Raw genomic sequence first — 14,156 nt, 5'->3', positions numbered from 1 at the left:
CTCAAGAACTTCCGAGAGTACGCGGCAAATGCCTTGTCATTAAGACCGACTTTTTGTCGGCCTAAGCCCGTCGGGGAGGTGGTGGTGAAATCTCGGCGAAGCCGCGCCACGGGGACAACAGTGGCGGAGTCCGCCATTTCTGCAGGGTTGCAAATAATGCCGCGACGCTTAATTCAGGCAAGGACTGCGCCATCGGATTTGCACAAAACAGAGCGCAGAGCCCACCGTGAGACGGATGATGGCGCTGTGGCTGTCCCTCGCTTGGGCTGGTCGTTTCCGTGGTCGTGGGCTCTGCGGCTGCCAAATGCGCGGTGTGGTCCATCGTTGCTGTGACCGCCAGTCCCTTGCCCGATGCCGTCGGGCTCAGGTTGAGCAAACCAGTTCCCGCCGTTTGCACCAGCAGGGGTGCAACGATCAGAAAAGCTGTGAAGAGACTGACGAACCGTTTCATAACCATCTAGATAAGGGTTCCAGTAGGTGGAAGGTCAAGGACTCAATTTCAGCGCTGCCAGCCATCGTCAAAATTCACCCGCTCGGCCTTGGTGAAACGGCGCTGGCGCTCCAGTTCCGCTTCAAGCGCTCCAACACGGCCCTTGCTTGGCTTGATCCCGGCTTCCCACCAGACGGCCTTTACACCCAGGGTGCCGGTCGCCCGATCATGCTTCATGTCGATGCGCCCAACCATCCGTTCGCCTTCCAGCAAGGGGAAAACGTAGTAGCCGTATTGCCGTTTTGCCGCCGGCACGAATACCTCGATCCGGTAGGTGAAGCCGAAGACTCGCTCCAGGCGCTGACGGTCACGGATCAGCGGATCGAAGGGGCTGAGCACCCGGAGGCGTGCCGGCGGATCCGCCAAACCGTCCAGGCTGTCCAACAGATCCGGGAAGGCCAGGCAGACCCTGGGTTTTCCTCCGTCCGTTCCTTCGACCTCAACTTGCACCAACTCACCTTTGGCCAGAGCTTTCTTGCACCAGCGCGCCGCCTCGTCGGCCGCGAGGGCCCCCCAGAAGGCGGCGATCTCGCCGGAAGTGCCAAAGTGCAGGCGTTGCAGGGCGCTGCGGCATTTCCAGTCGGTAAAAGCCGCCGGATCGGGCGGGGGTTGGAGGTGCTCGGGCGGGACGACGCGCTCCGGTAGGTCGTAGACCTTCTGAAAACCCTCGCGCCGCGCCACCGCCAGTTGTCCCGTGCGCCAGAGGTACTCCAGGGCGGTTTTCTCCGGATGCCAGTCCCACCATCCGCCCTTTGGTTTGTTGCCTTCCTCGCCGAAATCGCGGGCCATCAACGGACCCTCATCGGTGACCCGTTGCAAGACGTGTTCCAGGTAATACTCGAAACCCTCGCGCCGCCACTTGCGCCAGCGTGCGGCCAGAGCCTCGCTCTCGCGCTCGAAGCGACGTTGCCAGAAGGGATAAAACGCGCTGGGGATAATGGAAGCGTCGTGGGTCCAGTTCTCGAACAGGGCCCGGTCGCGTTCCAGCAGGCGGGTCAATTGCTTCTGGCGATAGGTTTGATTGCGGGCAAAGAGAATTTGGTGATGTGCCCGTTCGACCGTGTTGATGGAATCGACCTGGACGAAGCCGATCTGCTTGATCAAAGCCAGCAGTCCGGGTTGGTCGAGTTTTCGGCCAGGGTGTTCCATCAGTCCCTGGGCGGCCAGCAGCAAACGCCGGGCCTGGCGGTTCGTGATACGGGGAAGTGTCTTATCGCCTGCAGCCATTGCCGGACGGCCATCCCTGTCGCGCTAGGAGATTGAAACTGGGAAGGACGGCCTCAGCCGACCCGAAACGCTCGATCGCAGTTTCGGTCAGATACTTTCCCTTTTGCAAGTCCGGTTGGCGCCGCTAGCCGACGAGGCGATCCTCTTGTGCAGCGGGCTGGGTCTGTTCGTTCTTCAAACGGTCCAGGGTACGGTAAAGCGCCGCCACCTTGCGGATCACGCAGTCGAAGAAAAGCTCGGCCTTCTGCGGGTCGGTATAGATAATCTGCAACAGGTCCTCGCGACTGGCGCTCAGGGCTTCCACCTCGGACACCGCAACGGCGGTGGCGTGATAGGAGGAGCCGAGCAACGCCGCTTCGCCGCAGACATCACCCGAGAAGATCTTATGCGTGTCGCCAAACGCGGTCAGGTCGACCTCTCCGCGCTCCAGAAAATAGGCGACATCGGCTGGCTCACCTTCCCTGCAAAGTACCGCGCCGGGCTCAAAGGTCACGCGCTTGAGCATGCGAACAACTCCCGATTGTCCTACGGTTTTTATCGTTAAATTTTACACATCATGGCTGAACGGCGGTTTTACGCCAAGAAGATTCCAGAATCCGGGAGTTTGCGGGCTGTTGGGCGGAGCTTGAAAGGGTGCGTGGTGGCCCCTGGGAGACTCGAACTCCCACACCCTTACGGGTCGCAGATTTTAAGTCTGCTGCGTCTACCGGTTCCGCCAAGGGGCCGTGCTATTACCGCCGCGGGCCGTACTTTCGTTGTTCATTGCGATTCCTGCAAGCCCTGAGGTGCGCTTCCCGGTCATAGAACGCATGTCGCCCCCATGTCGCCCCCCTGTCGCCCCTGTGCCGTCTTAGCCTATGGGCTTGGCCGATGGCTCCGGGTTAGACTTGGGTCAGCGTCATTCAACCGTACAAACAGGGAGGAATTCTGGCATGGGCGAGAGGATGCGGGACAGGGTCTGTCTGGTGATCGGGGCGGGGTCCAGCGGACCGGGCTGGGGCAACGGCAAGGCCGCCGCCGCGCTCTATGCCCGCGAGGGCGGCAAGGTCTTCTGCGTCGACCTGCGGGCCGAGGCGGCGGAGGAAACCGTCGAGATCATTCGCGGCGAGGGTGGAGAGGCGACGGCCCATGCCGCCGATGTCTCCAAGCCCGATCAGGTCGAAGCGCTTGTGAAGCGCGCCAAGGAGGTCTACGGCCGCGTCGATGTGCTGCACAACAACGTTGGTATCCTGGACACGCGTGGGCCGGTTGAATTGCCCGTCGAAGATTGGGACCGGGTGATGGATATCAACCTCAAATCCTTCTTCCTGACGTGCAAGCACGTGCTGCCGATCATGGAAGCACAGGGCAAGGGGGCGATCGTCAACATCTCTTCGGTGGCCGGAATCCGCTACACCGGCGTACCCTACATCACCTATTACACCAGCAAGGGAGCCATCATTCCCTTTACCCGGGGCATCGCCCTGCAGTATGCCCCCAAGGGCATCCGCGCGAACGCCATCCTGCCGGGCTTGATGAATACGCCGATGATTGTCGAGCCGCTAAAGGGCCACTATGGCGAAGGCAGCGTCGATAAGATGATAGAAGCGCGCGACGCGCAGTGCCCAATGGGCCACATGGGCGACGCCTGGGACGTAGCTAACGCGGCGCTGTTCCTGGCTTCCGATGATGCGAAATACATCACGGGGACGGAATTGATCGTCGATGGCGGCTTATCGGCCAAGTTCAGCTAGAGGCCGCTCTTTTCGGTCACCTTAAGGTTGGGGTTGAGCAGCCTGAAGGCCATGGGCGCCATCACCACGATCAAGAAAATGCGGATGATGTGGTGCGTTGCGACGAAGGCTGCATCCATAGACAGCGCCAGGGCGATGAGGCTCATTTCGGCCAGGCCACCGGGGGAGAAGGCCAGGACGAGCGCGTCCGGGCGGATGCCGGTGACAAGCGTCAGCGTGAAGGCGAAGACCAGTGTGACCGCAACCAAGATCGCCGTGCCGCCTAGCGAGTAGAAGAGCGCGCGTCGTATCAGCGCTAGGCTGACGCCGGCAAAGCGTGCACCGATGGCGCTGCCGACGACCACCTGCGCGGCGGCAATCAGTTCAAAGGGCGGCTTTGCTGCTGTCCAACCGCTCAAGTGGGCGATTGCCGAAAGCGCCATGGGGCCAACCAACCCGGCGGCCGGAATACGGAGCGCCCTGGCGCACAGGAAGCCAACAATGCCGCAGGCAACCAAAATGGCGACGTCGCTGCCGAGCAATTCAAGCAGCGGCGGTCCTGGCGGCGGTCTGGCGGCAGGCTCGTAACCCTCCAGAATTTGGAAGGCAAAGGGCAGGGTCATGATAACGATCAGAATGCGCGAAGCGTGCGTCAGGGATATTTGCCGCGCGTCGCCACCCAGCGAACTACCGACCAGGATCATCTCGGTCAAGCCGCCGGGCATACCGGCGAAATAGGCGGTCACCGGGTCGTACTTGGCGACGAAGCGGAAATAGAGATAGCTCAAGCCGCCACCAATCGCACAATAAGCGGCCAGGGCGGTGAGCGTCATACTCCAGTCGGCCAAGTGGTCGAGCAGTTCCGGGGAAAAGGACGACCCCAGCAAGACACCCAGTACCGCTACCATGATCTGGCGCAACAGCGGATGGATGGCGACTGGAAGCCCGGCAGTGGCGGCCACGGTGACGGTCAGCATAGCCCCGATCATCCAGGCCAGCGGCAAGTGCAACATCTGCGCCGCCCACCCGCCGCCGGTACCCAACACCAAAGCGATGATCACGCGTTTGAGGGTTGGCTTTTTCTGGATGGCCGGGTCGCTCACAGGCGCTCCTTCGCTTGATGTGGGCCAACGGGCAGACCAAGCCCAAGCAAGTCATTCCGCAAGCGGTCCGGCCCAAGATAGAGCAAGGCGGTGATACCCAAATCCCGTGCCGCGGCGACGTTTCGCTCACGGTCATCAATGAACAGGATTTCCGACGCGGGGCAGGCACAGCGCTGTATAAGACGCCGGTAGATTTCCGGCTCCGGCTTGACGACATTCTCGCGGCCTGAAATCACCAAACCGTCGAACCAGGCGAGGAAAGGGTATAGCGCCTCGGCCAGTGGAAAAGTCTCCGCCGACCAGTTGCTAAGCACATAGAGCGGCATGCCTGCCAGTTTTAGGTCCCGAAGCAGGTTGACCGCATCGGGGTCTGCTTCACCCAGCATCTCTGCCCAGCGGCTTTGCCAGGCGATGATGGCTTCGCGCTCATCCGGGTGCCGGGAAATCGCCTCGGCGATGGCCTCGCTAAAGGGCCATCCCCGGTCGATCTCCAAGTTCCAGGCATCGTTGCAGACTTCCCGCAGGAACCAGTCGACTTTTTCCGGGCTGGGAAAAATCTTCCGGTAAAGCCGGCTCGGATCCCAGGGGATGAGCACGTTGCCAAGATCGAAAACGACGGCGTTGATTTTTTGTGCCGTCGGCAAGAATGGCGCGCCAGTCAAGCCTGCAGCCTTTCCAGCAAGCGCTCCATGAAGCGCTGGCAAGCGGCAACCTGTTCCAGGCTGATGAACTCGTCGGGCTTATGTGCCTGCTCGATGGAGCCGGGGCCACAAACGACGGCTGATATGCCGATCTGATCGAATAGACCCGCCTCGGTGCCGAAAGCGACCTTGGTCGTACTGTTGGCTCCGGTCAGTGCCTTGGCCAGTTCGACGACCTCGGCGTTTGGCGGTGTGTCCAGACCGGGAAAGGAGGAGAGCTCCTCAAACTGGATACCGGTGCCCGAGACGCGGGCCTGCATGGCAGGTTCCAGTTCGTTGTGGGCATATCCTTTTACCTCGCGCAGCAAGGCTTGAGTGTCCTCCTGCGGCAAGCTGCGGAACTCGAACTCGAAACGGCAGTCCTTGGGAACGATGTTGAGTGCGGTGCCGCCGCTGATCACGCCGGTATGGACCGTGGTATGGGGAATGTCGTAGGCCGTATCGAACGGCCCTTCATTGGCCTTGCGTTCGGCCATCTCACTCAGCTTCATCACCACCTTGGCTGCTTCCTGCACTGCATTGACCGCCAAAGGCGCCAAAGAGGAGTGAGCCTCGCTTCCATGGACATGGCAGGCCATGGAGAGCTTGCCTTTATGGGCGGTGACGACCTGCATGGAGGTTGGCTCGCCGATAATTGCCAGGCGCGGTTTGATCGGCTGGGTTTCCAGGAACTCCAACAAGCCGCGCACACCCAGGCAACCAACCTCCTCGTCGTAGGAAAGGCAGAGGTGAAGCGGCATGGTGAGCGGCTTCTCCAGGAAGCGGGGAACCATGGCCAGGGCCACGGCGATGAAACTCTTCATGTCGCTGGTGCCGCGACCAAAGAGCTTGCCGTCGGTTTCGCTGACACGCCAGGGGTCGACGCTCCAGACTTGGCCGTCTATCGGCACCACGTCCGTGTGTCCCGATAGGGCGACGCCCCCGCGGTCGCGGGGACCAATGGTCGCGTAAAGGTTGGCCTTGTTACCCTCCGAATCGTGAACAATCTCGCATTCCACGCCCAGTGTATGCAGGTAATCACGGACGAAATGAATAAGCTCCAGGTTGGAGTTGCGACTTGTCGTATCGAAAGCAATCAGCCGTTCGATCATCTCGCGGACGGCAGGCTTGATACTGCTTGGTTGATCGTTGGTCACGGAGGTCCTCGTTTGCTTTTTTCTTGTTTGAGCGATAGCGATCTAGGCGCTTGTCGATCGCGGCTGAGCCTCTGCACCGAGGGGGCTCTTTCGGGCCTCCTCGATAACCCATTCGCGAAAGGCGCGCACCTTTGGCCGGTCCAGGGCGCCTGGCGGTATCGTTAGGTAGTAGGAATACTGTGAACGCAGTTCCAGGTCGAAAGGTTTGATCAACCGTCCGGCCGCCAGATCGCCTTCGGCCAGCGATAACCGCCCCATCGCGACGCCCTGGCCCTCGACGGCGGCCTGCACGAGCATCGCTGAATCGTTGTAGGTCAACCCGTGGCTGGGATCGACGCCCTCCACACCCGCGGCGGACAACCACTCGTTCCAATCAGGGATGCCCGGTACCCGCGAGGCATCGTCGCTCAATAAGGTATGGTAGCGCAGATTCTCAAGTTTAGTTAGAGGATTAGGACCATCCATTAACCGTGGGCTACAAAACGGAAAACACCGGTCCGCCATCAAAAAATCCACGGTCATTCCCGGATAACGACCCAGTCCATATCGCAGTCCGCAATGAAAGCCCTCACGCACATAGTCCATAACGGTGTCAGAGGCATGGACGAGAACGTCGATGTCAGGATGCTGTTTCCGGAATTCCGGTAGACGCGGCAGCAGCCATTTGGCTGCGAAGGAGTTCAGAGAGGTCACCTTCAGGGGGCCGGAATCGCCTCGCGACACCAATCGTTCCGATGCCGTAGCAATCAAATCGAAGGCATCGCGGATCGCGGGCAAATAAGCTTGTCCTGCCTCCGTCAACAAAAGCTGCCGGTTCATTCTTACGAATAATTGAATGCCGAGGCGCTCCTCCAATGCCTTCACCTGATGGCTGACCGCGGCTTGCGTGACGTTCAACTCGGACGCGGCCTTGGTGAAAGACAGATGGCGGGCTGCTGCCTCAAAGGCGCGAAGGGCATTAAGCGGCGGAAGTCGACGGGCCATAGCCAACTCGCAACATGAGAAAAACTAATCCGGAGGATGAAATAACATCGTTTGTGAACAAAGGCTACCAGAAGCAATATTCGGATAGATGATAACAGGGATAGAAGGCTATCCCATTGGTATCCGCTTCAATCGATCTCTTGGTGACGTTGAGGCAAGCCGAATAGGAGAGAAAAGATGACGAGCATGGATCAAAGAGCGGTTTGCATGACTTGCAGTGATGTCGAACGCCTGACCTCTGTCGGGCGTGAGAGCGCCGGCAAGCGCATCGCATCCCTTCTCACGGCGACCTGGGACAAACTCCTGCTGTGGCAGTACCGTGCGCAGGAGCGCCACAACCTCGCACAACTCGACGAGCGCATGATGAAGGACATGGGAATCAGCGCCGCTGACATCGAGCGCGAACTTTCTAAGCCTTTCTGGAAGAACTGACCTTCCCTGCTGTTGTTCCAGTCGGGCTTAAGCAAGCGCTACGACCCCGGTAGCGTTTTGGCGGCGCCCGGTCCAACAAGGGCCGGGCGCCTTTTTTAGTCGTGCAGGGTATCGCCCCGCAGGAGCGCTTCCCGTTGCAGGTGAATATCCAGGACCCGTCCGTAGAGCTGGCGGGTCCGTTCCACGCGCCCGCACATCTGCGGTTCGTTGGCATAAGAGAAAATTCCAACATAGCGGGAGGTTGTACCGGTCACCGCGGTCACCCGGTGCAGGGAGTAGCGACCGAGGAATATCTGCAAATCACCGGGGCCAAGGGTGAGGGAGCGGACACCCGACAGATCGCCACCCAGCACGGCGGCTACGCGATCATAGTTTTCACCTGACTTGCTGCGCAGCTTGGGATGGTATTGGAAGGTGCCGCCGCCTTCGCCGGGCTGAATGCCGAGTGTGACCGTGTAGGTGTTTGTATCGAAATGCCAAGGGAAACCGTCTCCGGGGTCCACGGCATTTACGATTACGTCCGCCAGCGGGTCGTCATACTGAAAGAAGCTATCCTCGCTCTCACCCAGCGCCAATCGGATAAAGTCCGTAAACGGCTGCCATTCGTAAATGGCACGGAGAAGGCTGTTAGCGCCAAAGGAATCCGCCGGAATGAAGGCGTTAGACCTGCGTTCGAAGTGGCGGCGGGGGTGGCTCGCCGGCAATGTGGGGTCATCGGCAGTGAAGTAGGGATTGACCTTGTTGTAAGAACGATAGGCCTGTCCTGCGACGCCGCTGACTTCATCCTGCAACGCGCGCGCTGCAGCCGAGTTCACGAAGGACTTAAGCCGGGCACAACCGGTTTCTTTAAGTTGCTGGCGTACCTCGGCGAGGAGGGCCAGATAGGATTGAGATTGACTTTCATGAATCGGAAAGCGCTCTAAGTCGATGGCTGCGGCCGCTCTTTCAACCATCTTATCCTCCCCGATGATCGAACTACCTTATACGGGAAATGCTTGCGCGGCTTTGCGCTCAAGGTCAATTCACAAAACAGACGGGCGATAAGGATTCTCAGGGCACCAACGCGCTAGGGCAGAAACTGTTCCCGCAGAATGCGCTCTTCGAGGTTGTGCTCGGAGTCGAAGAGCAGCGGCACGGAGACGTCGCGGTCTTCGTATACTTCGACCGAGGCAACATCGCGGACCTCGGTATAGTCCGCCGTTGCCGATACAGGACGCTTCTGGGCATCAAGAACATCGAACCGCACCCGGGCGCGGTGCGGGAGCAATGCGCCGCGCCACCGGCGCGGTCTAAAGGCGCTGATCGGCGTCATCGCAAGCAAGGGGGTTCCAATGGGAATGATTGGCCCATGGGCGGAGAGGTTGTAGGCGGTGCTCCCGGCGGGCGTAGATAGCAGTATGCCGTCGCATATCAATTCATCCAGGCGCAGCACTCCGTCGACGGAAATACGTATTTTTGCGGCCTGTCTGCTTTGTCGCAGGAGCGAAACCTCGTTGATCGCCAGGGCATTCTGCTCCTGTCCATCGACTGTGCGGGACAACATTCGCAAAGGATTGAGTTTTACCTGTTCGGCAGCGCTCAGGCGCTCTTCGAGGTTATCTTCATCGTAGGCATTCATAAGGAAGCCGACGGTGCCACGATTCATACCGTAGATGGCCTTGCCGCTGCCGAGGTGGGCGTGGGCGGTTTCCAGCATGAACCCGTCGCCTCCCAGAGCAACGATCACAGAAGCATCCTGGGGCGCCGCGCAGCCGTAGCGCTGCTTCAAACGCTTTTCGGCTGTCTTTGCTTCCCCGGAGTCAGCCGAAACGATTGCAATCTTCAAAAGAAACCCTCCCTTACTGCCCCCCGTCGGCGGCTGTCTGGCAAAGAGTATAACCAAGCGACCGCGGCAAGCCAGCCGCGTGCATTCGTCGTGGCTGTCATGCATAGTAAGCGTGAAGACGGAATCGTCATCTGCTGCGCAAAGTGCGCTCAGTTACGTTGGTTCAGGAACCGAGAATGCGAAGCCGTACAACCAGCAAAGAAAAGACAGCACCGGCCGCTGATTCGGATTCGACCGGCGGCATAATTATCAGGCCGGCGAAGGCAGAAGATCTGGCGCAACTCGTCGCGTTGGAAGACGCTTGCTTTAGTGCCGACAAGCTATCGCGGCGGAGCTTCCATCATCTGCTGCGCAAGGGGCATGCCTTGTTCCGCGTAGCCGAGTCGCCGGATGGACAGTTGCAGGGATATGCGTTGGTCCTGCTGCACGGAACTTCGTCGTTGTCCCGGCTTTATTCCCTGGCGGTTCTCCCCAATCAGCGCGGCGCCAATCTCGGCGCGCGCTTGTTGTTGGAGGTGGAGGAGGCCGCGCGTGACGAGGGTTGCGCTTATGTCCGATTAGAGGTGCGACGCGACAATGCCGCAGCAATCGCGCTTTATCACCGCGCCGGTTATCGCGACATCGGTATTTGGAACGCCTATTACGAAGACGACGTTGATGCGCTGCGAATGGAAAAGCGGTTGGTCGGTGGCCCCATGCCGGACATGCCGCATGTTCCCTTCTACGAGCAGACGCAGGAATTCACTTGTGGGCCAGCCTGTCTGTTGATGGCCTTATCGGCATTTTTGCCCGACTATGAACCAAGCACGACCGAAGAACTGCGGCTCTGGCGAGAAGCCACTTTGATCTTCATGACTTCCGGACACGGAGGATGTGGTCCCTATGGTCTTGCCTTGGCAGCGCAGCGGCGCGGATTGAAACCAGAAATATTCGTAACCGATCCCGGGTCCCTTTTCCTGCAATCGGTCCGCAGTATGAAAAAGCGGCAGGCCATGAAGTTGGTTCAGGAGGATTTCAGAAACCAAGCCAAGGCGGCGAAGATCGCAACGCATCGGCGTCGGCTGACGGCAAAGGACCTGAGGCGCTTCCTGAACAGTGGCGCCCTACCCGTGGTTCTCGTCAGCAGTTATCGAATGTGGGGCGAGAAGATGCCGCATTGGGTGGTGGTAACGGGCTGCGATGATCGTTTGTTTTATCTACACGACCCCTTTGTCGATCGCGACGAGGGAAAGACACCCTTGGATTCCATTAACATTGCTGTGCGCGGCGAGGAGCTCGAACGCATGGCTCGCTACGGCCAGAATAGGCTCAGCGCCGCCATCGTGTTGTCGACGCCAGACACAACATCTAGAGGCGCAGGTTAGCCATGCCGAACCATTTGATCGTGGTTGAAAGGAATGAGGACAAGGACTGGGCCGCAGGGGCTGGGCAAGCGGTCACGATGCGTGAATACGTAACCCAACCAGGCCTTTACAACGGGCGGCAGATGCGCGTTGTGAACTTATCAAGTGACTTGGGTTATATGGACTTGGGGTACTATGTATCGTTGCTGGCCGAAGCGCGGGGCCAGAAGGTCGTGCCCAGCGTCGGTACTATCATCGACCTCACCCGGAAGATGCTCTACAGCGTTGAACTGCCGGAAGTGAATGTGATCCTGCGCACGACGCTGGAAAAGTTGGCGCAGCCACCCAAGACCGGATTCTCTCTGGTCATTTGTTTCGGGCAGGTCCAGGATTCTCGCTTCAAAACCCTCGCACATGAGCTTTTCGACCGCTTCCGTTGCCCGTTGGTGCGCGTCACCATCGCCAAGGAGGAGCGCTGGCGCGTCGATAGCCTGGAGGCTCTTTCACCGGCCAAGCTTAGTCCCGAGGAGTTCGATTTCTTTCTCGCGGCGCTTGAAGGCTATACCAAGGCTGAGTGGCGACGGCCAAAGGCGCGGCAGCAACCGCGCTATAGCCTGGCGATCCTGCAGAATCCCAATGAGGCCTTGCCACCCTCTTCGGCGGCGACCCTGAAGCGGTTCCAAACGATCGGCCCTTCCATCGGCTTTGCGGTGGACCTGATCCAGCGCAAGGATTATCTGCGCCTGGCGGAGTACGATGCTCTCTTCATTCGTGAGACCACCAGCATCGACAATCACACTTACCGCTTTGCGAAGAAAGCCCGCCACGAAGGCATGCCGGTGATCGATGATCCGCAATCCATGTTGCGCTGTACGAACAAGGTCTATCTTGCCGAGTTGCTTCAGAGCAATAAACTGTCAGCGCCGCGTACGATCATCGTGGATCGTCCGCAGCTTTTGCGGGTCGAGGAAGAGATCGGTTATCCAGTCGTCTTGAAGATACCCGACGGCTCTTTTTCGCGAGGGGTGTTCAAAGCCGAGGATCGCGCGCAGTTGACCGAAGTCTCGCGCAAGCTTTTCCAGCGTTCCGCCGTTATTCTTGCCCAGGAGTTCATGTACACGAAATACGACTGGCGGGTCGGCGTGCTGGGCAAGCAACCGCTGTTTGTTTCGCAGTACTTCATGACCCGCAAACACTGGCAGATCGTCCATCATTACAAGGACGGGCGTGTCGAAGAAGGGGGGTTCAAGACCATGGCCGTCGAGGACGCGCCGCGCGAAGTCGTGGAGCTGGGGGTCAAGGCCGCCAATCTCATCGGTGACGGTCTTTATGGGGTGGATATCAAGCAGACGGGCACCGGCGTGCATGTCATAGAGATCAATGACAACCCTAACCTCGACAAAGGTGTCGAGGACGCCATACTCAAGGATCAACTATATCAGCGTGTCCTGGGGGAGTTTTTGCGCCGGGTCGAGGCGCGCTGAAAACCAGGATGGGAGCACTGGATAATGGGGGGAGCGATGAGGCAGGTGATGAGTGCCGTTACCATTCGGTCCTATCTGGTCTTGGCGATATCGTTATGGCTGATCCCGGGATTCGCTTTGGCCCAGGATCGCTATGTTGGTTACTACTATCCCGAACCTTCCGTGTCCGAAGTCTATCCGCCTCGTGCGCAGCGCCTAAACGAAGCTTCACGCAAACTTCGCCTAGCCTTCGTGACGGGTGTTTCCGCCCAACAGCAGGAGTCACCCTATCCGGCACAGGTCGCCGTCTTCACCAAAGGTCGCTTGGACAATCACTTGATTATCGTGGCTTTGCATGACGGACTGCTCGATACGATCTTTCGTACCCGCGCCTATTTCGCTCAATTGACTTCGCAATCCCGTCTCTTGCCGATTTTTCAGAATGAACAGGCGATCCAGGAGGATTTCACCTTCTTCGACCTTGCCTACATGATGGGCTTCACCTCGATCGTCGCGAGCGACGGCCGTGACTTCGCCTATAAGGTCGAGTTCAACCCATCCGCCGTACGAGCGGCAAATTAAGTTTCTTATTGTATTTTAGTGCATTGCCGAGGTTTCTTAACCTCCGGTCACACTCATGTGTCGAGAGACGGCGGGACCTTTGTGGCGACGATCTATGATGAAGTCATGTCCCTTCGGTTTGCGGGAAATCGCTTCGGCGATCGCCGCATGCAATGGGCCGTCGTCATCGCTTTCGCGCAGCGGTGCGCGCAGATCGGCGGCATCTTCCTGGCCCAGGCACATGTAAAGCGTACCGGTGCAGGTCAAGCGAACCCGGTTACAGCTTTCACAGAAATTATGAGTCATGGGTGTGATGAAACCGATGCGCCCGCCCGTTTCGCGCACCTTTACATAGCGCGCCGGTCCGCCGGTCTTGTAGTCGATCTCGTCTAACGTCCACTTCTCCTGCAAACGCGCACGGACCATGGAAAGGGGTAGATACTGATCAAGGCGCGTCTCGCCGCCGATATCTCCCATGGGCATGACTTCGATAAAAGTCAGATCGAATCCTTCGCCACCGCACCAGTCCACCATATGGTCGAGTTCGTCGTCATTGACGCCCTTGAGTGCCACGGCATTGATCTTGACCTGGAGGCCCGCGTTCTTGGCCGCTTGAAGTCCTTCCATCACCTTGTCGTACTTGCCCCAACGGGTGATTGCCTTGAATTTATCCGGGTTCAAGGTGTCCAGCGACACGTTGATGCGTCGTACGCCGCAGGCATGCAGTTCCTCGGCAAAACGGGAGAGCTGACTACCGTTCGTGGTGAGGGTCAACTCTTCCAACGCGCCGCTTTCCAAATGGCGGCCCAACCGTTGAAACAGCCACATGATGTTCCTGCGAACCAAGGGCTCGCCACCCGTCATGCGCAGCTTCTTGACGCCCATTTCAACAAAGGCGCTGCACAAACGGTCAAGCTCCTCCAGGCTGAGGATTTCCTTCTTGGGCAGGAAAGTCATGTCTTCGGACATGCAGTAGACGCAACGGAAATCGCAGCGATCCGTAACCGAAACCCGGAGGTAACTTACATTCCTCCCGAAGGGATCGATCATCTCGGTCATACGTGCAACTCCCATCCAGTCTTACATCAAACCGCCCGGGGGCTCGCGAAGCAAAGCCAATCCGTCACGGCATGATAATGGCATCTGGTGCTCACCTTACCTCTTGGCAAGCCCGGGTTC

General features: G+C 58.9%; 15 protein-coding genes and 1 tRNA gene. 5 read left to right on the top strand and 11 right to left on the bottom strand.

What is annotated here, in order from left to right:
* Window positions 1–61 precede the first annotated feature (61 nt).
* The 4 genes from FHR98_RS07130 to FHR98_RS07115 form a co-directional block, all read right to left on the bottom strand.
* Window positions 62–457: a hypothetical protein gene (locus tag FHR98_RS07130; RefSeq protein ID WP_183415956.1), complete on the bottom strand. Its 396-nt coding sequence runs from the start codon at window positions 455–457 to the stop codon at window positions 62–64.
* 42 nt (window positions 458–499) lie between these two features.
* Window positions 500–1,717: a winged helix-turn-helix domain-containing protein gene (locus FHR98_RS07125; protein ID WP_183415955.1), complete on the bottom strand. Its 1,218-nt coding sequence runs from the start codon at window positions 1,715–1,717 to the stop codon at window positions 500–502.
* A 124-nt stretch (window positions 1,718–1,841) separates the two neighbouring features.
* Entirely contained in the window at window positions 1,842–2,222 is a 381-nt protein-coding gene (locus FHR98_RS07120) for a cyclic nucleotide-binding domain-containing protein (protein WP_183415954.1), read from the bottom strand.
* A gap of 133 nt (window positions 2,223–2,355) precedes the next feature.
* Window positions 2,356–2,442 (bottom strand) — tRNA-Leu (locus tag FHR98_RS07115).
* A 207-nt stretch (window positions 2,443–2,649) separates the two neighbouring features.
* Here FHR98_RS07115 and FHR98_RS07110 point away from each other — a divergent pair.
* Entirely contained in the window at window positions 2,650–3,450 is an 801-nt protein-coding gene (locus FHR98_RS07110) for an SDR family NAD(P)-dependent oxidoreductase (protein WP_183415953.1), read from the top strand.
* Here the strand turns inward: FHR98_RS07110 and FHR98_RS07105 are convergent.
* Genes FHR98_RS07105 through FHR98_RS07090 form a run of 4 tightly spaced genes read right to left on the bottom strand, consistent with a single transcriptional unit; the run spans window position 3,447 to window position 7,353 of the window.
* Window positions 3,447–4,532: an AbrB family transcriptional regulator gene (locus FHR98_RS07105; protein ID WP_221205772.1), complete on the bottom strand. Its 1,086-nt coding sequence runs from the start codon at window positions 4,530–4,532 to the stop codon at window positions 3,447–3,449. The genes FHR98_RS07110 and FHR98_RS07105 overlap by 4 nt on opposite strands.
* Window positions 4,529–5,194 carry an HAD family hydrolase gene (locus FHR98_RS07100; protein WP_221205771.1) on the bottom strand — a complete coding sequence of 222 codons (666 nt, stop codon included), beginning with the start codon at window positions 5,192–5,194 and terminating at the stop codon, window positions 4,529–4,531. The genes FHR98_RS07105 and FHR98_RS07100 overlap by 4 nt, the downstream gene beginning before the upstream one ends.
* A complete protein-coding gene (argE, locus tag FHR98_RS07095; RefSeq protein WP_322091224.1) occupies window positions 5,191–6,369 on the bottom strand; it encodes an acetylornithine deacetylase in 1,179 nt (392 codons plus the stop codon). The genes FHR98_RS07100 and argE overlap by 4 nt, the downstream gene beginning before the upstream one ends.
* A gap of 42 nt (window positions 6,370–6,411) precedes the next feature.
* Complete coding sequence (locus FHR98_RS07090) at window positions 6,412–7,353, bottom strand: transcriptional regulator GcvA (protein WP_183415952.1); 942 nt, start codon at window positions 7,351–7,353, stop codon at window positions 6,412–6,414.
* Window positions 7,354–7,530: 177 nt separating this feature from the next.
* Between FHR98_RS07090 and FHR98_RS07085 the strand changes: the two genes are divergently transcribed.
* A complete protein-coding gene (locus FHR98_RS07085) occupies window positions 7,531–7,785 on the top strand; it encodes a DUF1127 domain-containing protein (RefSeq protein WP_221205770.1) in 255 nt (84 codons plus the stop codon).
* 95 nt (window positions 7,786–7,880) lie between these two features.
* Here the strand turns inward: FHR98_RS07085 and FHR98_RS07080 are convergent, their stop codons facing one another.
* Window positions 7,881–8,738 (bottom strand): HalD/BesD family halogenase, encoded by an 858-nt coding sequence (locus FHR98_RS07080; protein ID WP_183415951.1) that lies wholly within the window; start codon window positions 8,736–8,738, stop codon window positions 7,881–7,883.
* 113 nt (window positions 8,739–8,851) lie between these two features.
* A complete protein-coding gene (locus FHR98_RS07075) occupies window positions 8,852–9,610 on the bottom strand; it encodes an NAD kinase (protein WP_246377562.1) in 759 nt (252 codons plus the stop codon).
* A gap of 176 nt (window positions 9,611–9,786) precedes the next feature.
* Between FHR98_RS07075 and FHR98_RS07070 the strand changes: the two genes are divergently transcribed.
* The 3 genes from FHR98_RS07070 to FHR98_RS07060 are packed head-to-tail and all read left to right on the top strand — an operon-like array spanning window position 9,787 to window position 12,998.
* Entirely contained in the window at window positions 9,787–10,974 is a 1,188-nt protein-coding gene (locus tag FHR98_RS07070) for a GNAT family N-acetyltransferase/peptidase C39 family protein (protein ID WP_183415949.1), read from the top strand.
* 2 nt (window positions 10,975–10,976) lie between these two features.
* Window positions 10,977–12,437 (top strand): RimK family ATP-grasp domain-containing protein, encoded by a 1,461-nt coding sequence (locus FHR98_RS07065; RefSeq protein ID WP_183415948.1) that lies wholly within the window; start codon window positions 10,977–10,979, stop codon window positions 12,435–12,437.
* A 48-nt stretch (window positions 12,438–12,485) separates the two neighbouring features.
* Window positions 12,486–12,998 carry a molybdopterin-guanine dinucleotide biosynthesis protein A gene (locus tag FHR98_RS07060; protein ID WP_183415947.1) on the top strand — a complete coding sequence of 171 codons (513 nt, stop codon included), beginning with the start codon at window positions 12,486–12,488 and terminating at the stop codon, window positions 12,996–12,998.
* Window positions 12,999–13,034: 36 nt separating this feature from the next.
* On the opposite strand, the gene moaA is transcribed toward FHR98_RS07060, so the two are convergent.
* Entirely contained in the window at window positions 13,035–14,027 is a 993-nt protein-coding gene (moaA, locus tag FHR98_RS07055; protein WP_183416167.1) for a GTP 3',8-cyclase MoaA, read from the bottom strand.
* Window positions 14,028–14,156 lie beyond the last annotated feature (129 nt).

Origin of the sequence: Limibacillus halophilus (assembly GCF_014191775.1) — a bacterium.
Classification (GTDB): domain Bacteria; phylum Pseudomonadota; class Alphaproteobacteria; order Kiloniellales; family CECT-8803; genus Limibacillus; species Limibacillus halophilus.
Note: the sequence above shows the minus strand (reverse complement) of the source record. Positions and strands in the feature narration are given on the sequence as shown.

Bases quoted from the DNA above. Each gene is read 5' to 3' on its own strand.
- FHR98_RS07130 (WP_183415956.1), bottom strand. From the start codon at position 457: ATGGTTATGAAACGGTTCGTCAGTCTCTTCACAGCTTTTCTGATCGTT.
- FHR98_RS07125 (WP_183415955.1), bottom strand. From the start codon at position 1,717: ATGGCTGCAGGCGATAAGACACTTCCCCGTATCACGAACCGCCAGGCC.
- FHR98_RS07120 (WP_183415954.1), bottom strand. From the start codon at position 2,222: ATGCTCAAGCGCGTGACCTTTGAGCCCGGCGCGGTACTTTGCAGGGAA.
- FHR98_RS07110 (WP_183415953.1), top strand. From the start codon at position 2,650: ATGGGCGAGAGGATGCGGGACAGGGTCTGTCTGGTGATCGGGGCGGGG.
- FHR98_RS07090 (WP_183415952.1), bottom strand. From the start codon at position 7,353: ATGGCCCGTCGACTTCCGCCGCTTAATGCCCTTCGCGCCTTTGAGGCA.
- FHR98_RS07085 (WP_221205770.1), top strand. From the start codon at position 7,531: ATGACGAGCATGGATCAAAGAGCGGTTTGCATGACTTGCAGTGATGTC.
- FHR98_RS07080 (WP_183415951.1), bottom strand. From the start codon at position 8,738: ATGGTTGAAAGAGCGGCCGCAGCCATCGACTTAGAGCGCTTTCCGATT.
- FHR98_RS07070 (WP_183415949.1), top strand. From the start codon at position 9,787: ATGCGAAGCCGTACAACCAGCAAAGAAAAGACAGCACCGGCCGCTGAT.
- FHR98_RS07065 (WP_183415948.1), top strand. From the start codon at position 10,977: ATGCCGAACCATTTGATCGTGGTTGAAAGGAATGAGGACAAGGACTGG.
- FHR98_RS07060 (WP_183415947.1), top strand. From the start codon at position 12,486: ATGAGTGCCGTTACCATTCGGTCCTATCTGGTCTTGGCGATATCGTTA.
- moaA (WP_183416167.1), bottom strand. From the start codon at position 14,027: ATGATCGATCCCTTCGGGAGGAATGTAAGTTACCTCCGGGTTTCGGTT.